Below are 20055 nucleotides of genomic sequence, written 5' to 3'. Positions count from 1 at the left end.
TCTCCCTAGTGGGCCGCGGCGGCGGCGTAGCGGTTGGCGGGGCGGGTCAGGCCGAAGGATTCGCGCAGCGTGCATCCCGGCGCGGGTGCGGTGATGATGTTGGCGCGGCGCAGTTCGGGCAGGACCGCGGCTGCCAGTTCCGGCAGTTCGGTGTCCAGCACCGCCGGGTGGATCCGGACGCCGTCGCTGTCCTTGAACAGGGCTGCGAGGAGATCCACCAATCCGGCGGCGTTGCCCACGTAGCGGGCTCCGCCGGTCCAGCGCTGGTGGGCATCAAGCTCCTCGAGCCGGTCCGCGGCGCGGCGGCCGCGGGAGTCCAGCACGACGTCGAGCTCCACCAGGGTGCGGGCCGCGCCTGCCTCGCGGGCTGATGCAGCGGCGGCAGCGAGTCCCTCGAGTGTTGCGGCGGATACGAGCGCCACGTCCGCTTCGACGGCGGGCAGCAGCGCAGCAACAGCGAACACCGGCAGCTGCCCCTGCAGCGGGCGGGGAATGATCGAGGGCCCCTTGACCGAGAACCGGCTGCCCTCAAAATCGGCGTAGTGCAGCTTGTCCGCGTCCAGGTACCGGCCGGCGGCCGCGTCGCGGATGACGGCGTCGTCCTCCCAGGAGTCCCAGAGCCGGCGTGCGGTTTCGACGACGTCCCGCGCCTCGGACTGCACGTCCGCCTCCGCGATGGCGTCCCTGCCCACGGACCGGGATTCCTGGACGGTGTTCTCCACATTGACCAGCCAGCCGGCGCGGCCGTGTGAGGAGTAGTCCAGGCTGGCCAGCTGGGTGGCCACGTGGAACGGCTCGGTGTAGAGGACGCCGGCTTCGGGGACCAGGCCGATGGACCGGGTCAGCGGGGCGCTGAAGGCTGCCCGCTGGATGGCATCGATCCGGCCGGCGATACCAGTGCCCTCGGTGTCGGTGGTGCGGGAATCGCGGAAGGTGGCCAGGTGGAAGCCGGCGATGTCCGCCGCCTGCACGGTCCCGCGGATACGGCTTCCGCTCAGGAGCGTTCCCGGCTCGTGGGCGGCGAAGCGCCACGCAGCCGGGTGGGCGCCATCGCCGTCGAGCTCGATGCCGAGCACGGCGGAGCGCTGGCTGGGTGGAGGTGTGGAAGGCATGGATCCCCTACTGTTCGGGCCGCGGACGGCCGGTACGACATTCGCTTGCCGCTGCTGCGGCCAGGTCTGTTTCCGGAGCACCCCGCCATAAAAATGCCTGAGGGTTGCCGCAGCACCAGCCGGTCCTTCGCGTGCTGTCTCTTGACCTGCGACTGAATCTAGGGGTCCGTGCGGGCGCTCCACAAGCGGCTGGTCTTGCAGCGTCAAGGGCGGAAATGCGGCGTCAACGGGCGCTGTATTCCGTCATTTATGAACCAGTCTTGGCCTGCGTTACCTGGCATTTCGGGAGGTTGAGTCCGGTGACGGCCGGGGTGCGGAGGCGAGGCGGAAATTCGTAGTGTCATCCCATGTCCAAGCCTCCCGTGGTTCCGCTCTCCGTCCTCGACCTCAGCCCGATCTCCGCCGGCAGCACCGCCGCCGATGCGCTGCGGAACAGCATCGATCTCGCCGTCTCCGCCGAGCGGCTGGGCTACAGGAGGTTCTGGCTGGCCGAGCACCACCTGAGCGCAGGAGTCGCCGGGTCCGCTCCGCACGTGCTGTCCGCCCTGGTGGCAGCGGCTACCAGCACCATCCGCGTTGGCACGGCCGCCACCATCCTGGGCAACTACCGACCCATCCAGGTGGCTGAGAACGTGGGCACCATTGCAGCGTTCCACCCGGGCCGCGTGGACCTGGGCTTCGGGAGGTCCGGGGTACCCAAGGCAGGGCTTCCCCATGCCGCCGGCGCACCGGCCACCGCTCCGGACGCTCCGGCAGACACCGCAAACCGGATTGTGGACGGGCTGGTGGTCCCGCCACCGCGGCCGCTGTTTGGCAGGGCCTTCCCGGAACGGTTCCAGCTTCAGGCCCGGCTGCTGGGCCGCGTCCCCGGGGATGTGGACAATTTCGAGAACGATGTCCAGGACATCATCGCCTTCTTCGCCGGGACCTACCGCGCGGAAGAAGGCGCGACGACGGCCATCCACCCCGCGCAGGGCAACCCTCCGCAGTTCTGGATCCACGGTTCCAGCGCCGGACCCAGCGCCCGGCTCGCCGGCAAGCTCGGGCTGCCCTACGGGGCCAACTACCATGTTGCGCCCTCGGCAGTCCTCGAATCCGTAGCAGAATACCGGGCACATTTTGAACCGTCCGGCCTTCTGGATAAGCCGTACGTGGCAGTCTCGGCTGACGTTCTGGTGGCCCCCACCGCGGCCGAGGCCGCCACTGTCGGGGCCGGATTCGAGCACTGGGTGCACAGCATCCGCTCCGGCAAAGGCGCCATTCCCTACCCGGCCCCGGAGGACGCCGCCGGGCTCCCGCCGCTGGAACCGGCCGAGAGGGACCTGGTCCGCGACAGGCTGGACACCCGGTTTGTGGGCGACCCCGCGCAGGTGGCCGAGGGGCTGCGCTCCCTGCGGCGGGCCACCGGCGCCGACGAACTCCTCATCACCACCATCGCCCACAGCCAGGCGCACCGCATCCGCTCCCAGGAACTCCTGGCCGCGGCATGGGGCCTGGGCTGACGGAACACTGCTTTCACCCACCAGCACACCTACCGAAGGAGCACCACAATGAGCGAGCAGAACACCCCGGTCGACCCCCAGCTGATCAGCGCCGAACAGGCAGCCCAACTGATCGAGGAGGGCGTCCTCCTGATCGATATTCGCAGCGAAGGCGGCCGGGCCAGCACCGGAAGCGTCCCCGGCGCCGTTGTGGTGGACCGCGAAAACGTGGCCCAGGACTTCGGCCCGGAATCGGACACCAGGCTTCCGCAGGTGACCGGAACCGACCAGAAAATCGTTGTGTTCTGCGGCTCCGTCAACGGCTCCGGCCCCGTGGCGCAGAAGCTCAAGGTGCTGGGCTACCCGCAGGCTGTCCATGTTGACGGCGGATTCCTGGCCCTGCGCGACGCAGGCGTGGCCACGACCGGCCCGGCTGTGGAACCCGCCGCCGTCTAGCCGTGGGCAGCCGCGGCTAAGTGCCGCGGCTGCCAACCCAGCGGTGGCGCCACGAGCGTGGCGAAGTCCGTGATGATCTGCCGGTAATCCTCGATGGAGAACTCGTACGGAAGGTTGATCTGCAACTCGGTGGCGGAGGCGGTCACCGGATCAGCCAGCAGCCCTTCCACGATTTCCTCCGCATTGCCTACCAGGTCCGGCGCGAACAGCGTGCGGCGTTCCCCCTGCGGGGCCAGCGTGCGCTCCTGGCGGCTCTCCCGGTAGGCGCGGTACCGGCCCCGCGTCTCTGCGTCGGCCCCGTCGGTGGGAAGGACCACCCTGCCCACCGCCACGCGCGGCACATGGCGCCCGCGGAAATCCTGGCGGTAGCGCGCAAGGTTGGCCGCCTGGGCCTCCACAAAGACGCTGCTTGCTTCGCCGGACACGATGTTGCCTACCACCAGGTTGACGCCGCTGGCCGCCGCCCAGTCCGTTGATGTGGCGGATCCTGCGCCGTACCAGATGCGGTCCCGCAGTCCTTCGCTGTAGGGCTGCAGCCGCGGCCGCTGGGTGTTGCCCGGGGAATGGATCACCGTATCCTCGTCGCCGAGGAAGCGGCCCTCCAGGTTCGCCAGGAGCCGCTCGATCCTGCGGTGGGAAAAGTCGATACTGCGCCAGTCGCCGTCGAACACCTTGTCCGCGAGGAGTTCCGCGTGCGGAGGGACGCCGGCGCTGAGGCCGATCTGGAGCCGGCCGCCGGAGAGGACGTCCGCCGTCGAAATATCCTCGGCCAGGCGGAAGGGGCTTTCGTACCCGATGGGGATGACCCCCGTGCCCAGCTCGATCCGGGATGTCCGCTGGGATGCGGCCGCCAGGAAAACGGTGGCGGCGGAGATGCCATGCTCCAGGTGGCGTTGCCGGACCCAGGCCCCGTCATAGCCCAGCTGTTCGGCGAGCTCGAACAGCTGCAGCGTCTCCTCCAGGCCCTGGCCGGGCGCGTGGTCGAGGTAGTTGCCCGGGGTCAGGAAGCTGACGGACTGCAGGCCGGAGTCGTGAGGCGTTGATGATGTCATGGTGTTGCTTTCTCGGTAGGGGCGGTTCTTGTGGAAGGTGCTGATATCCGGCGCCGGGCAACGGCGTCCCGGATCCAGTCGAGGGCTCCGGCCAGGATGGCGATGGCGGTGAGGACGGCGCACAGGACGATGGCGTGGTGGAAGGCACCCCTGAAACCGGTGTCCGGCAAGGCATTGAGGAACAATCCGGCGATCGCCGCCGAGCAGAGTGCCGCGGAAAAACGCTGGCTCAACTGGTAGAAGCCTGCGGCCACACCTGCTGCCCCGCCGGGTGCGTGGCCCAGCGTGAGTGCCTGGTTGGGTGCCACCACCAGGCCGGTGGCTACTCCCTGGACCAGGCCGACGGCGGCAACCGCCACTGCGGCTGCCGCATTGTCCAGGCCCTGGACGGCCAGGTCCTTGAGGACCAGGGTGGCCAGTGATGCCGCCAGGGCGAACACCACCCCGGCCCGGCCAAAGCGGCCCAGGAACCGCCAACTCTGGCTGGACGCCAGCAGCATCCCGGCGGCCTGCGGGGCGAGGATTCCGGCGGCTGCCAGCGGGGCGAGGCCGGTTCCGGACAGGAAGTAGAAGGCCGTCAGGGCCGCCATGGCGGCGCCGACGCCGAACTGGCACAGCGCCACTACGGTGCCCAGGAGGTAGCCCTTGGACCGCACCAGTTCCGGGCTGAGCAGGGGCATGCGGCCACGGCGGTGGTACAGGAACTCCCAGCCGGCGAAGCACAAGATGGTGCCTGCCCCGGCCGCCAGCCACACAAGCGAGGACCCTTGCGTGCCGTACACGGCAGGGGTCAGGAAGGCGATGACCGCGGAGCCGAGCAGGAGCGCACCTACGGCGTCAACGGAAGGCCTGCGGCGGTTGTTCCGGGCGGACAGGGCATCGGCGGCCTTACCACCGGGCAGGAGCCTGATGGCCAGCGGGACCAGGACAAGGACCAACGGCACGTTGACCAGGAAAAGGACGCGCCAGCCGGCGTCCGCTCCGGCGGCAGACAGGATCACCCCGCCGATGAGCGGGCCGCAGACCGCCGCGTAGTAGCCCAGGGCTTTGGCCCGCTGGGCGCCGGTGTAGAGGTCCTGCAGGAGTCCGAGGACCTGGGGATTGAGGCAGCCGGCGCCCAGGCCCTGCAGGAGCCGCGCCGCAATGACCACCCACGGGTCGGAGGCCAGGCCGCCCACCAGGCTGAAGACGCCGAACACCAGAATGCCCGCGACGAAGAGCCTGCGGCGTCCCAGCAGGTCCCCCAGCCGGCCCGCCGGGACCAGCGCGATGCCGAAGGCCAGTGAGTAGCTGGCCAGGATCCACTGCACCTGGGCGGCGTCGGCCTGGAGGGTTGCCGTCATGGCAGGTACGGCGAGGATGAATACTGACTGGTCGAGCAGGGTGATGAATCCTGCGGCGAGGCAGAGCCAGAGCGCGGTGCGGGCCTTGCCGGTTGCGGCCTGCCCGCGGAGGTTCTGTCCGCGGAGGTTCTGTCCGGGCAACGCAGGAGAGGCCCCCGTCGCCGTCGTGCCTGTTGCCGAAGTCTCTGTTGCGGTCCACCCCATATCCGGACTCTAGAGCCGGCTCCCGGGCCGGCGGGCATCGTGAGACCGCCCATTAACTGCCGTTACCGGGCGTGACGAAAGTGGCCGGGCCGCCGTCGTGTTTTGACGTGGAGCGCGTGACGCTGCGACGTTCCGGTACATATATCGACACCCGGGGCAATACGGCTTAAGCCACTTTGGGGCAGGCGGTTCCGCGGCCCTAGCGTGTGGCCATGACCGTTCACGAGTCCGTCCTTGACGCCATCGGCGATACCCCACTGGTGCGGCTGCGCCGCCTCGGCGAAGGGCTGCGCCCCAAAGTCTACGCCAAGCTTGAGTTCCAGAACATCGGCGGCAGCGTCAAGGACCGGGCCGCGCTGTCCATGATCCGGGCCGCCGAACGCGATGGCCTGCTGGCTCCCGGCGGAACCGTAGTGGAGGGGACCAGCGGGAACACGGGGATCGGTCTGGCCCTGGTGGCCGCGCACCTTGGCTACCGCGCGGTGGTCTTCGCCCCTGCCGCCACTGCCGCCGAGAAGATCCGGCTGCTGCGCGCCTACGGTGCCGAGGTGCACCTGGTGAGTGACTTTGTGCCGCGCAGCCACCCGGGTCATTTGGCCAACCGCGCTGCTGCCTTTGCAGCTGCCACGCCCGGGGCATGGCTCGCGCAGCAGTACGACAACCCGGCCAACCCGGCGGCCCACGAGGTGTCCACCGGCCCTGAGATCTGGCGTGACACCGCCGGCAGGGTGACGCACTTCGTGGCCAGTGTGGGCACCGGCGGGACGATTTCCGGAACGGCCCGGTTCCTCAAACATGCCAGCGGCGGTTCTGTGCAGGTGATTGCCGCGGACCCGGACCACTCGACCTACGGCGGCGGGGACGGCGGTGCGAAGTACGTGGAGGGTGCGGGCCATGCCCTGCACCCGGATTCAACCGAGGACATCTGGCCGGAGGCGTTCGACATCGCCCTGGTGGACCGCTATTTCCGCATCACGGACAAGGAGTCGATCCTCACCGCGCGCCGGGCAGCGCGCGAGGAGGGGCTGCTGATCGGCGGCACGTCCGGCACTGCTCTGGCCGCCGCGCTTCGCCTGGCTGAAGAGCTGGACGAGGGCAACACGGTGGTGGTGATCATCCCGGACTCGGGCAGGAATTACCTGTCGACGTATTTCGACGACGTATGGCTCACCTCCACAGGATTCTGCGCATCGGAGGCAGCTGCAGGGACTGTGGGCGCCCTGCTGCCCGACGCCTCCGCCGGTGTGCAGCTTCTGGCCACCGGCCTCACGGTCAGCGCGGCGGCCCGGGAACTCACCCGCCGCGGTGTGCCTGCTGATGAACCGGCGTTCCTGGCACTGGACCGGGGCCGCAGTTTCGGGACGGTCCACCCTCGCGAAGTGACGGCCGCGGTGACGGTCCGTTCCCTCGCCGCCGTCGGGCAGAGTGATCCGCTGGCGGCGGACGAACCGGCGGCGCTGCACGGCATCCCGTTCAGTCTGGTGGGAACCGGAACGGCCGTGGCGGACCTCGCACTGGAAGCGGGGCAGTTGGTGGCGGTCCTCGTGGACGGCAGGATTGCGGGAACGGTTGTCAGGAGCCAGCTGCGTCCACTGGCACTGTCTGAGTCGTAGGCGCCTTCTCCGTCAGTGCATAGTGAAAGACCCTGCCGTCGAGGGTTTCCAGGCCGCCGCGCGGTTCAACCCTGAACCATTCGTGGCCGGCGACGGCCTGCGCCCAGGCATCCGCCTCCTCCCAGTACACTTCCCCGGACCGGCGGTCCGGGTGAACGTGCATGGCCACTGAAATCACGAAGGGCGCCTCCTCGAGCGAGGCCCGCTGGGCGAAACAGACAACGTCGACGCTGACCCCGTGGTTGACGCACGAAGGTTTGCGGGCCATGGCGGTGGCGGCGCCCTCCACACCGCCCTCCCGGATGTCCTGCCACGCGAGGGAGTACATCTGGCGCCGGAGCAGGGAGAGTTCGTCGCCGCAGGTCGCCTGGATTCTGCGGGTGAGTGTTCCGATCATGCCTGGGTTGGGCGCCGGACCCGCCTGCGCGTGCCGGACTTGGCCGGTGTCATGCGACGCTCTCCAGCCGGCTGATGCGCGGCTCTACCCCTTCGAAGTAGCTGCCCTTGAAGAAGAGCAGCGGCTCGGCGCCGTCCCGCGCCCCCAGGGCGCGGACAGCACCCACCACGATGGTGTGGTCGCCGCCGTCGTATTCCTCATGCAGCTCGCAGTCCACCCAGGCGAGCGCCTGGTCCAAAGCGGGGTTGCCCAGCGGTGAAGCGGAGTAGTCGACGCCGGCGAACTTGTCCGTGCCCGAACGGGCGAACTGGCCTGCCAGGTGCTGGTGCTCGGCGGGAAGGATATTCACCGTGAACCGTCCGGCCTGGCGCAGCAGCGGCCAGGTGCTGGAGCTGCGGGCCGGGCTGAACGTGACCAGCGCCGGGTCCAGGGAAAGGGAAGAAAAGGACTGGCAGGTGAATCCGGCGGGACCGTTGTCCGTGGCCGCGGTGATGACCGTCAGCCCGGAGGCAAAGTGGCCCAGGACGTGGCGCAGGCGCTGCGGGGTGAGATCAAAATGTTCCGTCATGTTCTTTCCTTTCGAGACCGGTGATTCAAACCAACCACCCGTAAGCGTGCTGTTCAATCGGTGGTGAAACGCACTGACGCCCTAGGCAATATGGGGTCACAGCCCGAAGCACGGAGTAACGAAAGGGGTGCCTGACCAGCGGCTTTGGTTCAGGCCCGTGCCAGGCTTAGTAACCCCGAGGGTCAGTCGCAGGGCCCCTCGACCGGCATGGCGCCGGCTGGAAGTAGTGACCGCTTAGCCACAACGCCACCTTGTTGCCGATCTCTGCGCCCTGCACGTCGGCGGTGCGGAAGTGGATGCCGCCCCAGACGCGGGCATCAACGATCTCCTGTATCGCCGCAGAGAATCCGTCGAAGTGCCGTGGCTTGCCCGGGAAGCGGCTGGAGTTCACGTCGAAGGCGACCTCGTCCGTGCCGAAGAACTCCTGCGCCGCATAAAGAATGGCGCCGCTGACGCAACCGTGACCGGCCGGGTGGTCCGGGAACGGCGGTGTGCCGAGCGGCGGGACGGTCGCTGTCGATGGATCGAAGAGCGGTTTCCAGGTCGGATCGGCTTCCGTCTCCGGATTGCCGTCGGCGCCGGCTTCGCGGATCGCCGCCATCGGACGCCAGAAGTTCCAGTGATACTTGTCGTTCCAGCAGGCGACCGCGCCATCAGCGGCGGCGAGGTTGGTCATTGCGAAGAGCCGGGCTGCGTCGGCCAGGCCGAGTCCGTGCTCCACTGCGAGGCTGCGGAACACTCCGTTCCAGAGTGCCACCGGCGCGGCTTGCCAGAAGATGGCCGCAGTGGTCTGGTCGTCGGTTCGCGTGCTACTCACGAGCGCACCGATCTCCTTGACCTCGTTGAAGTCCGATGCGTACTCGGCACTCCCCAGCGGGTTGGGACCGTCCGAGCGGAATTGGTCGGGACGCTCGATGATGAACGGTTGGAGATTGGCCACCCAGGCGTCCGGATCAAGCGCACCGGGCGCGACGGGACGCCAATCGCCGGGATCGGGTCCGATGCGGAACTCGAACGGGGCCATGAACCCGTCATTAGTCCGCGCGAGGATCATCGCCGCCGCGGCGGCCTCACCGGAAGCGACGCCTTCGTCCTTGTTCGGGCCGTCGGTGACGCCCGCCAGCGTTGCTTCGTATGCAGCGTCGAGGCCAGCTACTTTGTCCGACGGAACCAGAGTGACGAGCACGTGGTGTGCGGCGGTCGCGATCGCCGCATCAAGCGATGCCTCCGGCCCGACGCCGGCCGGGCCGCCGTCGAGCAGATACGGCTGGTACCCGCGGTCGATGGCGTTCACTGCGTCGTACACCGCACCCTGAACCATAGCCATGCCGCGGAGCTGGCCGTGCGCCGTGGGACGCAGTGGCGTGACGTGGTCCTGGGCGATGGTGTTCCACTGGATGAGGACGTCCATGTTCGCCGGAGCCGCGTTCCGGGCGTTCGAGGCGCCGGCGCTCGACACTCCCGGTAATACAAGTGCGGCGGTCAGTGCCGGGATCAAGCAGAGCGCCCACCGTCGGCGCGTACCGTTCCTCGAGGTCCGCGATGGTCGCCTGTGATGATCGTAATCATTGTTGTTCGTCATGTCGTCGGTCCTTCCTTCGTCACGGAACCATGTTCAAGCGAACCCGACGGAGGCGACATCTCATGGGTGCCCGACACCCGGGGCACGCGACCGCCCGAGGTCAGCGCGATGCGCAGTCGGTGCGGTTACTCCAAGGGTGATCCTCCGCCGGAGCGTTGTCCAGTGGAAAACGTGTCCGGCAGCCTGGGAGGCCGTGGGCCAGGATGGGTCACAGGCCTGTACAACGAATACCGGCTCAAGGGAGACTGACGCCATGCGCAACCTGACCTTTGCGATGAACCTGAGCGTGGACGGCTACATCACCGCACCCGGTGGCGACCTTGGCTGGAGCGTACCGAGCGATGAGTTGTTCCAATGGTGGTCCGACCGGGTGGGGGCGACGGGCCTGTCGCTGTACGGGCGCAAACTGTGGGAGACGATGAGCTCCCACTGGCCCACCGCCGACCAGCAGCCTGGCGTCACACCTGCGCAGATCGAGTTCGCCCGCCGCTGGCGGGACATGCCGAAAGTGGTGTTCTCCTCGACGACCAGCACGGTGGACTGGAACACCCGCCTGGTCACCGGCGACGCGGTCACCGAGATCACCCGCCTCAAGGCCGACGACGGCGGCTCCATGGACATCGCCGGTGCCACACTGGCCGCTGCGCCCATGCGGGCCGGGCTGATCGACGAGTACGTGCTCGTCACCCATCCGGTCCTGGTGGGCGGCGGCACCCCGTTCTTCACAGCCCTGGACAACTGGGTGAACCTGAACCTGGTGGAGACCAGGACGTTTCCCGACGGTGTGGTCCTGACCAGGTACGAGACCCGGCGCTGAGTTCCCCAACCCGGATCAGCGCGGGCTCAGGACAGCCAAGGAGTAGCCGGGCTTTACAGCCTAACTACTTAAAGAGACAATCTAGTCATGAATGTTTCGAAGTCAGATCCGCACGCCACGGGAAGCGAGGACTGGCCAAGTGATTGGCTCCGCGCCACGCTGGGCTTCCTTGCCCTCCGCGCATTGTCGGCCGGGCCATCGTACGGATACGCGATCATCAGCGAACTCGAGCGCCATGGGTTCGGCGCCATCAAGGGCGGAACGCTGTACCCGCTCCTCACCCGGTACGAGACCGCCGGCCTGGTAACCACGGAATGGCGGGCCGGCGATGGCGGACCGGGCCGCAAATACTTCGCACTGACGGATCAGGGCCGCGCCGAACTTACCCGCCTGAGTGCTGAGTGGCGACGTTTCACCACCATCAGCACCGACTACCTCAACCCCGAGCGCCTCACGAAGGAGATCTCCGCATGATGCAGCAGACCAGCGACAAGAAATGGTTCGACCAGCTCGTTATGGAGCTTCGCCTGCGCCAAGTGCACGGGAGCGCCATCGGCGACACCATTGCAAGCGCCAAGGAGCTCCTCAATGACACCGGCCAACCGGCCGAGGAAGCGTTTGGGTCAGCCCGGGACTACGCTGCCGCCCTTGAACTCCCGTCCGCGCCGAAACACGAGTGGGTTCGAAAAGCACTCTGGCCGGCCCTGCTCGGGCTCCTGGCCTTCCTGCTCTTCAATCAGGCAGTGGTGTCCTGGATGCGGCAGGAACTGCTGCTGGTTTCACCTGAACAGCTGATCCTCCTCGCCACCCCAGTCGTCCTGATAGCCTTCCTGCCGCTCTACCTCGACGCCGTTATCCGGCGAATCTGGGTCTGTGTCGGAATCACCGCGATCTGCATGCTGTCAGGCCTCCTTTCGGCCTTCGCAACCCCCACAAACCGGGCCGAGGCATGGCTCGCCATTGACCCGTTGCCGTGGCTCATCGGCAGCGCGCTCGTCATGGTGGCTCTTTCCATCCGGAACACCGTCCGGTCGCTTCACTCTGAGGACGACGACGACATCACCAATCCGCTTTCCGGGCCGACGGAAAGCACCGGAACGGGTGCGGGGGTAATCGTTCAAGTGACTAACTGGCTGTTTCCCATCCTTGCCCTGGCCATGCTCGGCCTCGCGTCAGCATTCAGCTAAATCAGCGGGATGCAGGCGTGCGCGGCCCGTAAGAATTCGACCTGCAACAACACACAGCGCAACCATGGGAAACACCGCTCAACGGCTTTGGGCTGCTGAATTTGCTGATCGTATCGTTGGCCCATGACCTTCATTGTCCGCCGGGCACGCCCCGACGAATACAAGAACATCGGACAACTCACTTTGGCCGGATTCGGCCACCTGGAACCCGGCGGGTCCCTCCCGGACGAGGAACGCCTCGCTTTGCTTCTGGACTCCCAGGGCCGCGACGAGCAGGGCGTGCTGCTCGTTGCCGAGGGGACCGACGGCGGCCTCCTCGGGACGGCCAGCATCTTTCCCCACGGCGTCCCTTACGCCCGCCAGGCCCGGGAGGGTGAGGCGGAGTTGCGGCTGCTCGCAGTTCTTCCGGCAGCCCGCAAGCAAGGCCTCGGCGCGGCGCTCCTCGAGGAAGGGGCCAACATAGCCGCTGAGTGGGGTGCGGAACGGCTGGTTCTGGATACCGGCCGCGGGGCCCGGCGGGGTGCAAACGACGAAAGCCGGGACACCGCCGTCGTCTGATGGTGTGAAGGATCCCCCAAGGATACTGTGGGCGGATGGAGATGCGCCTCGAGGTTGTGCAGGTACCTGTGTCCGATGTGGACCGGGCGAAGTCCTTTTATACAGAGAAGCTCGGATTCGTGCTTGACCACGATGTCGAGCACATCCCGGGCATGAGGGTGGTTCAGCTGACGCCGCCAGGCTCACCCACGTCTGTGGTCATAGGTACGGGAATGACGAGCATGACGCCCGGCAGCCTCGAGGGACTGCAGCTCGTGGTGCCGGACATTGACGCTACCTGCAACGAACTGGTGGGCCGCGGCGTCGATATCAACGACGTCCAGGACATGGGCGGCGTGAAGTTTGCCTACTTCGCTGACCCGGATGGCAACCGCTGGGTCCTCCAGGGCGCTACGCCTCCCGACGTCAAGCGTTCGCATTTGGACGGGCAGCCCGGATAGGCCGGCGAAAGTGTCGCGTATCTTTGTCACCGGTTCCGCCGACGGTCTGGGACGTGCCACCGCGCAATCCCTCCTGGATCACGGCCACCAGGTGGTTGTGCACGCGCGCAGTGACGCCCGCGCCGGCTAATCTACCTCAGCAGCGGCATGCACCGCGGCGGCCGCGCCCAGCTCGACGGCCTCGACCAGGCAACGGCGAAGGTGACCTACTCGGACAGCAAGCTCCATGTCACCGCCCTTGCAGCCGCCGTCGCCCGCTTGTGGCCCGGGGCCCTCAGTAACGCCGTCGATCCGGGCTGGGTGCCCACCAGGATGGGCAGGCCCGGCGCGCCGGATGACCTGCGCCTCGGCCACCTCACGCAGGAGTGGCTCGCCACCAGCGAGGACCCGGCGGCGCTCACGAGCGGCGGCTATTGGTTCCACCAGGAACGGCACAAGACGCACCAAGCCGCTACCGGCGAGCGGTTCCAGACTGAGCTCCTGGACTATCTGGCCCGCGTTACCGGCGAGCGCCTTTCCCAGCCTTAAGGGTTGCTGCTTCCCTGCCGCTTTGCTCCGTCCGGGAATCCAAACCACGTGGTCAGCGCTTCGCCAAGGCCCGCATCAGTCCCGTCCCCCACCCATGCCACGTGCCCGTCGGGCCGGATCAGCACGGCGGCGGGAGCGGTGACCTCGCCCAGTACCGGTAGCTCCCAGGACCCGCCATAGTGCGCATCAACCAGCAGGACCCGGTCCGGCTGCGGAGTGTTGCCGAAGGTCCCAGGCTCTCCGAAGTTGAGGAGGACGGGCCGCGCCTGGTGCAGCAGCGAGTAGACCGGCAGCGGACCGCCCGGGGTGACAAGGTCGACGTCAGGCATCCGGCGTCCCAGCAGCGGATGGCCCTCCCCAAGGTTGTACCGGATGTCCAGGCCGGACTGCATCGCGGCAAACCTCTTGCGCGGTTCCTCCATGTCGAGGAGCTCGGCGACCACCTCTGCCGCCGCCTTGATCCGCGGGTCAGGCCGGCGGAGCACCGACTGCGCCATCGTGTTGCGCAGCACCCTGGCGGCCACGGGGTGGCGCTCCGCATGGTAGCTGTCAAGAAGGCTTTCCGGTGACGTTCCGTTGACCACCTGCCCAAGCTTCCACCCCAGATTCACCGCGTCCTGCACACCCGTGTTCAGGCCCTGCCCGCCATCGGGGGCGTGCACATGCGCGGCGTCGCCGGCCAGGAGTACCCGCCGGTCCCGGTAATTGGCCGCCTGCCGGGTCATGTCCGTGAACCTGGAAATCCACGTAGGGTTATGGGCGCCGTAGTCAGTCCCGCATACGGCGACAAGCGCATCACTCAACTCTCGGAGGGTGGGTTCGCTGCCGGTCCCTACGTGCTCCTCAGTCACCATAACCCCCACCGGGCCGCTGTCCGCGTAGACCACCTGGCCGTCCCGGATCTCGTACTCCCGCCGGCCAAAGGAGTGGATGCCAAACGCATTCTGGTGGACGCCGAACTCCGGCTGCCCGGTCATCTCCACCTCGGCAATCAGCGCGCTGGTGGTGGGATCCCAGCCGGGGAAGTCGATGCCCGCCGCTTTGCGGACGAGGCTCCGGCCGCCGTCGCACCCCACAACATATTCGGCCCGCAGCGTCCCGCCGTCGGAAAGTTCGACGGCGGCGCTGTCGCCGTCCTGCGCGAGTGCCGTCACGTCCCGCCCGCGGTAGACGGCCACCCCCAGTTCCTCCACCCAGCCCGCCAGAATGCGTTCGATGTGGTTCTGCCACAGGCCAAGTCCGTAGGGATGGCGGGTGGGAAAATTGCTGATATCAAAGCGGGTCCCGGCGAACCCCACCACCTGCGCCACCTGCCCCTCCGCCAGGAACCGTCCGGCGATGCCGCGCTGATCCAGGACTTCAATGCTCCGAGCGTGGAGCCCGCCTGCCCGCGCACCGGCAAGGTCCTGGCTGGGACGCCGCTCCACGATCGCCGCGTCAACGCCCGCCAACGCCAACTCGCCGGCCAGCATCAACCCGGTGGGCCCGCCGCCTACGATCACCGCTGCATGATCAGTCATCACGCTTGCTCCAGTTCTCCCGGTTGAGGCCTCTGCGATTATGCGGCCGGGCCCGGGCCTTGCCGCAAGCCCCACCCCAGGCGATACATTGGAAATGGAAGGAGTGTCCGTCTCCTCTTCCGTCTGCCGATGTACCCGGTCAGGCTTAACCGGCAAAGGAGCAGGCGTGGACACCCGCAAACTCAAGTATTTCCTCGCCGTGGTGGACCACGAGGGGTTCAACCGCGCGGCGGAGCACCTGCTCATCGCCCAGCCCTCGCTGAGCCAGACCATCGCCAGCCTGGAAAAGGACCTGGGCGTCCCGCTCTTCCACCGGATAGGGCGGAAGGCCGTCCTCAGCGAAGCCGGCAAGGAACTGGTGGGCCCGGCCCGCCTGGTCATGCGCGACCTGGACGCCGCCCAGTCAGCGGTCCAGGCCCTGCGTGGCATGCGCAGCGGGCGGCTGGACATCATCACCATGCCCTCCCCCGGCATCGAGCCGCTCACATCCATGATCGCGGACTTCACCAGGCTCCACCCCTCCGTCCGGCTCAACGTCAGCGCCGCCTTCACGCCCGAGGAAGTCATCGACTCCGTCCGCAGCGGCAGCACGGAGATCGGCCTGGCCGGCTCCCCCACACCCATCCGGGTCCCCGGCGTGGAGGTCCTGGAACTCGAGCGCCAGCCCCTGATCCTGATCGTCAATCCGCAGGCGGACACCTTTCCCGCCGATGGAACAGCCGTCCAGCGTGACCACCTGGGCGGCCACCGGATCATCGCCAGCCAGCGCGGCTCCCTCATGCGCTGGCTCGTGGACGACGCCCTGGCGCACGGCATCAAAGTGGAAATCGTGGTCGAAGTAGCCCACCGGACTTCCATCCTCCCGCTGGTACTGGCGGGCGTGGGCCACGCGGTGATGCCGTCGTCGTGGGCTCCCACCGCCCGCAAGGCGGGCCTGCGCACCCTGCTCATCGAACCGGTGCACCACCTCGATGTCGCCGTCCTGAGCCGCAAGGAAAACCTCACGCCCGCAGCCCGGGCGTTCCTCGACGTCGCAGTGCGGCACACCGACGCCACGGCCGATAGATAGGCACTGCCTATCAGGCGTATCGAAACTAAGTCTTGGACGCTGCCGGGGCCCAGCCCGTCTACTTGAAGAGGAAGAACAGTGTGACCCCGCTAACAGGCCCACTGCAAACACTCAATGAGGAGACTGGCACATGAGCGCCACCCAGAAATTCAGCATCGCTTCAATCCCCGCCGACGGTGTGGGCAAGGAAGTTGTTTCCGCAGGCCGCCGCGTCCTGGACGCCCTGGCCGAGAACTCCGGCGGCAAGTTCACCTTCGACTGGACCGAGTTCCCCTGGGGCTGCGGTTACTACGAAAAGACCGGCCAGATGATGGATCCCAAGGGCCTGGAGGCCCTCAAGGACTTCGACGCCATCTACTTCGGCGCCGTCGGCTGGGAGAACGTCCCGGACCACATCAGCCTGTGGGGCCTGCGCCTGAACATCACCCAGAACTTCGACCAGTGGGCTAACATCCGCCCCGTGAAGTTCCTGCCCGGCGTCCAGTCCCCGCTCCGCAAGGCAGACAACACCGAGCTCGACTGGGTTGTAGTGCGTGAGAACAGCGAAGGCGAGTACGCCGGTCTGGGCGGACGGAACCTGAGCGGCCGCGGCCCCGGCAACGAGGTTGCCCTGCAGACCGCACTGTTCACCGAGAAGGGCTGCGAGCGCATCATGCGCTTCGCCTTCGACCTCGCCCGAACCCGCACCGTCAAGAAGGTTTCCTCGGTGACCAAGTCCAACGCACAGCAGTACGGCATGGTCCTGTGGGATGAAGTCTTCAACCGCGTGGCCCTGGACTACTCGGACGTCCAGACCGAAAGCGTCCTGGTGGATGCCATGAGCGCCAAGTTCATCCTCAAGCCCGAGGACCTGTCCGTGGTGGTGGCCTCCAACCTGAACGCGGACATCCTGTCCGACCTCGGCTCCGCCCTTGCCGGCAGCCTGGGCCTTGCCGCCAGCGCCAACCTGAACCCGGAGCGCCGCTTCCCGTCCATGTTCGAACCGGTCCACGGCTCCGCTCCGGACATCGCCGGCCAGGGCATCAGCAACCCCATCGGCGCCATCGCCTCCGCCGCCCTCATGCTGGACCACTTCGGCCTGCACGAGGAAGCACGCAAAGTGGAGGCCGCCATCGAAGCTGCCACCGGTTCCGGCCACCTGACCCGCGACGTCGGCGGGGACGCCAGCACGGACGACGTCACCGAGGCGATCATCAAGGCGCTCACCCTCGCGCCCGCCGCCGTCTAAAGCGGAGCTTTCCCGCGGAGGTCCAAAGCTAAGCGGCGTCCCGAGGGCCCCGACACGAGCTTGCGAGTGTTGGGAAGGGACCTCCGCGGGCGGCCCGCCAGCCGCCGTCGTACGTTCCCCTTTCACATTTCTTCAGCTACAACTCCAGAGACGTTCCACAACGAGGTAGGAATCATGGATCACAGCATCACCGCGGGACACGCGACCCCCGCCCCCAAGACGCGTTGGTACCGGCAACTGTACTTCTGGGTACTGATTGCCATCGTGGTCGGCATTCTCGTCGGCTGGCTCGCGCCAAGTGTCGGCATTGCCATGGAACCCATCGGGACCACCTTCGTTGATGCGATGAAGATGCTCATCGGCCCGATCGTTTTCCTCACCATCGTGGGCGGCATCGCCAGCGTGGCGGACCTGAAAAAGGTGGGCATGACGGGCCTGAAGGCCCTGACCTACTTTCAGGTCGGCACCATCCTGGCCATGGTCTTCGGCCTGGTGGCCATCAACATCTTCCGGCTGGGTGACGGCGTCAACGCCGATGCGGACAGCATCGAGACCTCCGAGTCCGCCGCGAAGCTGATCGACGCCGGAGCGAATCAGGAATGGTGGCAGTTCCTCACCCACATCATTCCCGAAAGCATGGTTTCCCCGTTCGTTGAGGGCAACATCCTCCAGATCATCTTCATCGCCGTGGTTTTCGGCATCGCCCTGAACGCGATGGGCAAGGTGGGTGCCCCCGTGCTCGACGGCGTGCAGCGCCTCACCGGTGTGATGTTCAAGATCCTCAGCTTCATCATGAAGGCCGCCCCGATCGGTGCCTTCGGTGCCATGGCCTACGCCGTGGGCAAGTTCGGCGTCTCATCCCTGACCAGCATGGGTGGACTGATCGCCCTGTTCTACATCACCTCCATCCTCTTCGTGGTGATCGTGCTCGGCTCCATCATGGCCTTCCTGAAGCTAAACATCTTCAAGATGATCCGCCACCTCAAAGAGGAGTACATGCTCATCCTGGGCACCTCCACCGCCGAACCGGCCCTCCCGGGCCTGATGCGCAAGCTCGAGCACGCCGGCGTCAAGAAGGAAACCGTGGGCCTGGTTGTCCCCACCGGCTACAGCTTCAACCTCGACGGCGCAGCAATCTACCTCTCCCTCGCTGCCCTGTACATCGCCCAGGCCACCAACACTGACCTGTCCATAGGCGAGCAGCTGGGCCTGCTCGCCGTGATGCTCCTGACGTCCAAGGGTGCAGCAGGCGTTGCCGGCGGCGGCTTCATCGCCCTCACCGCCACGCTCACCACACTGGGCACCATTCCCGCCGCAGGCATCATGCTCATCTTCGGCATCGACAAGTTCATGTCCGAATGCCGGGCCCTGGTGAACTTCACCGGCAACGCGGTGGCCACCCTCTTCATCGCCTGGTGGGACCGGACCCTGGACGCAGACCGTGCCCGCCGTGTCTTCAACGGCGAAACCGTGGAGCCCATGCCCACCGAGGACCCGATCCACCTGAACGAGGTCACCGACCTCGACGACGACCTCACCGAGTACGGCCACCACGCGCCCCGGCATCCGGTCACGGATGACCCGGCACCCAGGGACGTGGCCGGCGCCGGGCCGGGCAGGCCTGCCGACCACATCTCCCGTGACCGCCGCCCCGCCTACTCGGAGACCGTCTGACATGACCGCAACAACCGCACCGCACGTGATCCGCGCCCTCATCGCACCTGACAAGTTCAAAGGCAGCCTCACCGCCGCCGAGGTGGCGGACGCCCTGGCCTCAGGGCTCCGCTCCGCAACCGGTGCTGCCAGCGTCTCCGGCGGGGCCGGCGCGGTCCACTGCGAACTGCTTCCCCTGGCGGACGGAGGTGACGGCAGCGTTGATGCCGCCGTCGCCTCCGGCTTCGGCCGCCGCAGCTACACCGTGGCTGGACCCACCGGCCAGCCGGTCCAGGCAAGCATCGCGTTCGACGGCGTCACGGTGGTTGTGGAGGTAGCGAACACCTGCGGGCTCGGGCTGCTGCCCGACGGAAAGCTGGAACCATTGGAGGCCTCCAGCCGTGGCTTCGGCGAAGCCATCCTGTTCGCCCTCAGCTTCAACCCCGCCCGGATCATCCTGGCCCTCGGCGGCAGCGCCAGCACCGACGGCGGGATGGGAATGCTCGCGGCCCTTGGCTACAGCTTCAGGGACGCCAACGGCCGGCAGCTTTACGGCAGCGGGCGCGCCCTGGCGCAGATCCACACCGTCACGCGGACTGCGCTACCGGAACTGGGCGGCACCGAGCTCATCGTGGCGAGCGACGTCCATTACCCGCTGAGCGGCCCATCCGGCGCAGCTGCGGTGTTCGGACCGCAAAAAGGTGCCGGCGCTGCTGAGGTTGCCGCCCTCGATCAGGGCCTGGAGCACTTCGTGGCCAAGATGTCCGAAGCGGGATTCGAAGAGGCTGCGGCGCTGGCAGAACATGAGGGCGCCGGCAGCGCCGGCGGCATTGGCTACGCCTGCCTCCTGCTCGGGGCGCGGCAGGTCTCGGGGGCCGATTACTTCCTGGACCTGCTGGATTTCAACACCCGCAAGGACGGCTGCGACATCGTCATTACGGGCGAAGGCAGCATCGACGAACAGACGCTTGCCGGAAAGCTGCCCGCCGCCGTCGCCCGGCGTTCCGGCACCCGGCCGATCATCGCCGTCGCGGGCCGCTCACTCCTCCCGAGCGACCGCTGGCAGGAGATGGCCCTTTCGCGGGTCTACACGCTGGCTGAATACACGGACCGGGACTCCTCGAAGGACCCGGAACTTTCAGCGGGGCTGCTGAAGCAGATCGGGCAGGATATTGGCGCGAGCTTGCTATAGCGCTTGAACCAAATGATTGCTCCGTAATTGCCCTTCCCAGGCGGGATAAGGGGCA

21 protein-coding genes and 1 riboswitch are annotated in these 20055 nt (G+C 67.3%); of the genes, 14 read left to right on the top strand and 7 right to left on the bottom strand.

The features are described from left to right. Positions 1-5 precede the first annotated feature (5 nt). Entirely contained in the window at positions 6-1112 is a 1107-nt protein-coding gene (locus ACFVYC_RS20765; RefSeq protein WP_387553829.1) for an LLM class flavin-dependent oxidoreductase, read from the bottom strand. 36 nt (positions 1113-1148) lie between these two features. After that, a riboswitch (SAM riboswitch) is annotated at positions 1149-1259 on the bottom strand. Between the two features lie 200 nt (positions 1260-1459). Here ACFVYC_RS20765 and ACFVYC_RS20760 point away from each other — a divergent pair. Further along, entirely contained in the window at positions 1460-2614 is a 1155-nt protein-coding gene (locus tag ACFVYC_RS20760; RefSeq protein WP_387553827.1) for an LLM class flavin-dependent oxidoreductase, read from the top strand. Positions 2615-2662: 48 nt separating this feature from the next. Continuing rightward, positions 2663-3049, top strand: a complete 387-nt coding sequence (locus ACFVYC_RS20755; protein WP_387553825.1) for a rhodanese-like domain-containing protein — start codon at positions 2663-2665, stop codon at positions 3047-3049. Here ACFVYC_RS20755 and ACFVYC_RS20750 read toward each other — a convergent pair. Further along, a complete protein-coding gene (locus ACFVYC_RS20750; protein WP_387553823.1) occupies positions 3046-4101 on the bottom strand; it encodes an LLM class flavin-dependent oxidoreductase in 1056 nt (351 codons plus the stop codon). The genes ACFVYC_RS20755 and ACFVYC_RS20750 overlap by 4 nt on opposite strands. Beyond that, the gene (locus ACFVYC_RS20745) at positions 4098-5648 is read right to left on the bottom strand and encodes an MFS transporter (RefSeq protein ID WP_387553821.1); all 1551 of its coding nucleotides are present in this window, start codon (positions 5646-5648) and stop codon (positions 4098-4100) included. Before ACFVYC_RS20745 ends, ACFVYC_RS20750 begins: the two co-directional genes overlap by 4 nt. 212 nt (positions 5649-5860) lie before the next feature. Between ACFVYC_RS20745 and ACFVYC_RS20740 the strand changes: the two genes are divergently transcribed. Continuing rightward, positions 5861-7261 carry a PLP-dependent cysteine synthase family protein gene (locus tag ACFVYC_RS20740; protein WP_387553819.1) on the top strand — a complete coding sequence of 467 codons (1401 nt, stop codon included), beginning with the start codon at positions 5861-5863 and terminating at the stop codon, positions 7259-7261. On the opposite strand, the gene ACFVYC_RS20735 is transcribed toward ACFVYC_RS20740, so the two are convergent. The 3 genes from ACFVYC_RS20735 to ACFVYC_RS20725 all read right to left on the bottom strand — a co-directional run bounded on the left by ACFVYC_RS20735 (position 7221) and on the right by ACFVYC_RS20725 (position 9685). Further along, positions 7221-7658, bottom strand: coding sequence for a hypothetical protein (locus ACFVYC_RS20735; RefSeq protein WP_387553817.1), 438 nt, complete (start codon positions 7656-7658; stop codon positions 7221-7223). The two genes, ACFVYC_RS20740 and ACFVYC_RS20735, sit on opposite strands and share 41 nt — an antisense overlap. 49 nt (positions 7659-7707) lie before the next feature. Then, the gene (locus ACFVYC_RS20730) at positions 7708-8226 is read right to left on the bottom strand and encodes a flavin reductase family protein (protein ID WP_387553815.1); all 519 of its coding nucleotides are present in this window, start codon (positions 8224-8226) and stop codon (positions 7708-7710) included. Between the two features lie 166 nt (positions 8227-8392). Continuing rightward, positions 8393-9685: a vanadium-dependent haloperoxidase gene (locus tag ACFVYC_RS20725; RefSeq protein WP_387553813.1), complete on the bottom strand. Its 1293-nt coding sequence runs from the start codon at positions 9683-9685 to the stop codon at positions 8393-8395. Between the two features lie 376 nt (positions 9686-10061). Between ACFVYC_RS20725 and ACFVYC_RS20720 the strand changes: the two genes are divergently transcribed. The 7 genes from ACFVYC_RS20720 (at position 10062) to ACFVYC_RS20690 (ending at position 13338) form a co-directional block, all read left to right on the top strand. Continuing rightward, positions 10062-10625 (top strand): dihydrofolate reductase family protein, encoded by a 564-nt coding sequence (locus ACFVYC_RS20720; RefSeq protein WP_387553811.1) that lies wholly within the window; start codon positions 10062-10064, stop codon positions 10623-10625. Between the two features lie 87 nt (positions 10626-10712). Beyond that, positions 10713-11099 (top strand): PadR family transcriptional regulator, encoded by a 387-nt coding sequence (locus tag ACFVYC_RS20715; protein ID WP_387553809.1) that lies wholly within the window; start codon positions 10713-10715, stop codon positions 11097-11099. Beyond that, positions 11096-11812, top strand: a complete 717-nt coding sequence (locus ACFVYC_RS20710; protein ID WP_387553807.1) for a hypothetical protein — start codon at positions 11096-11098, stop codon at positions 11810-11812. Before ACFVYC_RS20715 ends, ACFVYC_RS20710 begins: the two co-directional genes overlap by 4 nt. 123 nt (positions 11813-11935) lie before the next feature. Then, positions 11936-12370, top strand: a complete 435-nt coding sequence (locus tag ACFVYC_RS20705; protein WP_387553805.1) for a GNAT family N-acetyltransferase — start codon at positions 11936-11938, stop codon at positions 12368-12370. Positions 12371-12405: 35 nt separating this feature from the next. Then, positions 12406-12810 carry a VOC family protein gene (locus ACFVYC_RS20700; RefSeq protein ID WP_387553803.1) on the top strand — a complete coding sequence of 135 codons (405 nt, stop codon included), beginning with the start codon at positions 12406-12408 and terminating at the stop codon, positions 12808-12810. A 10-nt stretch (positions 12811-12820) separates the two neighbouring features. Next, positions 12821-12940: an SDR family NAD(P)-dependent oxidoreductase gene (locus ACFVYC_RS20695; protein WP_387553801.1), complete on the top strand. Its 120-nt coding sequence runs from the start codon at positions 12821-12823 to the stop codon at positions 12938-12940. A gap of 17 nt (positions 12941-12957) precedes the next feature. Then, positions 12958-13338, top strand: coding sequence for a hypothetical protein (locus ACFVYC_RS20690; RefSeq protein WP_387553799.1), 381 nt, complete (start codon positions 12958-12960; stop codon positions 13336-13338). Here the strand turns inward: ACFVYC_RS20690 and ACFVYC_RS20685 are convergent. Continuing rightward, the gene (locus ACFVYC_RS20685) at positions 13335-14858 is read right to left on the bottom strand and encodes an FAD-dependent monooxygenase (protein WP_387553797.1); all 1524 of its coding nucleotides are present in this window, start codon (positions 14856-14858) and stop codon (positions 13335-13337) included. The genes ACFVYC_RS20690 and ACFVYC_RS20685 overlap by 4 nt on opposite strands. Before the next feature lie 166 nt (positions 14859-15024). On the opposite strand from ACFVYC_RS20685, the gene ACFVYC_RS20680 reads away from it, so the two are divergent. The 4 genes from ACFVYC_RS20680 (at position 15025) to ACFVYC_RS20665 (ending at position 20000) form a co-directional block, all read left to right on the top strand. Then, entirely contained in the window at positions 15025-15927 is a 903-nt protein-coding gene (locus tag ACFVYC_RS20680; protein ID WP_387553795.1) for a LysR family transcriptional regulator, read from the top strand. Between the two features lie 130 nt (positions 15928-16057). Beyond that, the gene (locus ACFVYC_RS20675; RefSeq protein WP_387553793.1) at positions 16058-17155 is read left to right on the top strand and encodes a tartrate dehydrogenase; all 1098 of its coding nucleotides are present in this window, start codon (positions 16058-16060) and stop codon (positions 17153-17155) included. Positions 17156-17329: 174 nt separating this feature from the next. Then, on the top strand, positions 17330-18829 hold the full coding sequence (gene dctA / locus ACFVYC_RS20670) for a C4-dicarboxylate transporter DctA (RefSeq protein ID WP_387553791.1): 1500 nt from the start codon (positions 17330-17332) through the stop codon (positions 18827-18829). A 1-nt stretch (position 18830) separates the two neighbouring features. After that, positions 18831-20000 carry a glycerate kinase gene (locus tag ACFVYC_RS20665; RefSeq protein WP_387553789.1) on the top strand — a complete coding sequence of 390 codons (1170 nt, stop codon included), beginning with the start codon at positions 18831-18833 and terminating at the stop codon, positions 19998-20000. Positions 20001-20055 lie beyond the last annotated feature (55 nt).

Source organism: Pseudarthrobacter sp. NPDC058329, from assembly GCF_042879835.1.
GTDB lineage: Bacteria > Actinomycetota > Actinomycetes > Actinomycetales > Micrococcaceae > Arthrobacter.
This window is presented reverse-complemented; position numbering and strand designations above follow the sequence as displayed.

What these genes read in the sequence shown, in the direction of transcription:
- ACFVYC_RS20675 (WP_387553793.1), top strand. Translation starts at nt 16,058, where the DNA reads ATGAGCGCCACCCAGAAATTCAGCATCGCTTCAATCCCCGCCGACGGT.
- ACFVYC_RS20765 (WP_387553829.1), bottom strand. Translation starts at nt 1,112, where the DNA reads ATGCCTTCCACACCTCCACCCAGCCAGCGCTCCGCCGTGCTCGGCATC.
- ACFVYC_RS20740 (WP_387553819.1), top strand. Translation starts at nt 5,861, where the DNA reads ATGACCGTTCACGAGTCCGTCCTTGACGCCATCGGCGATACCCCACTG.
- ACFVYC_RS20700 (WP_387553803.1), top strand. Translation starts at nt 12,406, where the DNA reads ATGGAGATGCGCCTCGAGGTTGTGCAGGTACCTGTGTCCGATGTGGAC.
- ACFVYC_RS20760 (WP_387553827.1), top strand. Translation starts at nt 1,460, where the DNA reads ATGTCCAAGCCTCCCGTGGTTCCGCTCTCCGTCCTCGACCTCAGCCCG.
- ACFVYC_RS20750 (WP_387553823.1), bottom strand. Translation starts at nt 4,101, where the DNA reads ATGACATCATCAACGCCTCACGACTCCGGCCTGCAGTCCGTCAGCTTC.
- ACFVYC_RS20690 (WP_387553799.1), top strand. Translation starts at nt 12,958, where the DNA reads ATGCACCGCGGCGGCCGCGCCCAGCTCGACGGCCTCGACCAGGCAACG.
- dctA (WP_387553791.1), top strand. Translation starts at nt 17,330, where the DNA reads ATGGATCACAGCATCACCGCGGGACACGCGACCCCCGCCCCCAAGACG.
- ACFVYC_RS20685 (WP_387553797.1), bottom strand. Translation starts at nt 14,858, where the DNA reads ATGACTGATCATGCAGCGGTGATCGTAGGCGGCGGGCCCACCGGGTTG.
- ACFVYC_RS20705 (WP_387553805.1), top strand. Translation starts at nt 11,936, where the DNA reads ATGACCTTCATTGTCCGCCGGGCACGCCCCGACGAATACAAGAACATC.
- ACFVYC_RS20720 (WP_387553811.1), top strand. Translation starts at nt 10,062, where the DNA reads ATGCGCAACCTGACCTTTGCGATGAACCTGAGCGTGGACGGCTACATC.
- ACFVYC_RS20755 (WP_387553825.1), top strand. Translation starts at nt 2,663, where the DNA reads ATGAGCGAGCAGAACACCCCGGTCGACCCCCAGCTGATCAGCGCCGAA.
- ACFVYC_RS20735 (WP_387553817.1), bottom strand. Translation starts at nt 7,658, where the DNA reads ATGATCGGAACACTCACCCGCAGAATCCAGGCGACCTGCGGCGACGAA.
- ACFVYC_RS20745 (WP_387553821.1), bottom strand. Translation starts at nt 5,648, where the DNA reads ATGGGGTGGACCGCAACAGAGACTTCGGCAACAGGCACGACGGCGACG.
- ACFVYC_RS20665 (WP_387553789.1), top strand. Translation starts at nt 18,831, where the DNA reads ATGACCGCAACAACCGCACCGCACGTGATCCGCGCCCTCATCGCACCT.
- ACFVYC_RS20710 (WP_387553807.1), top strand. Translation starts at nt 11,096, where the DNA reads ATGATGCAGCAGACCAGCGACAAGAAATGGTTCGACCAGCTCGTTATG.
- ACFVYC_RS20730 (WP_387553815.1), bottom strand. Translation starts at nt 8,226, where the DNA reads ATGACGGAACATTTTGATCTCACCCCGCAGCGCCTGCGCCACGTCCTG.
- ACFVYC_RS20715 (WP_387553809.1), top strand. Translation starts at nt 10,713, where the DNA reads ATGAATGTTTCGAAGTCAGATCCGCACGCCACGGGAAGCGAGGACTGG.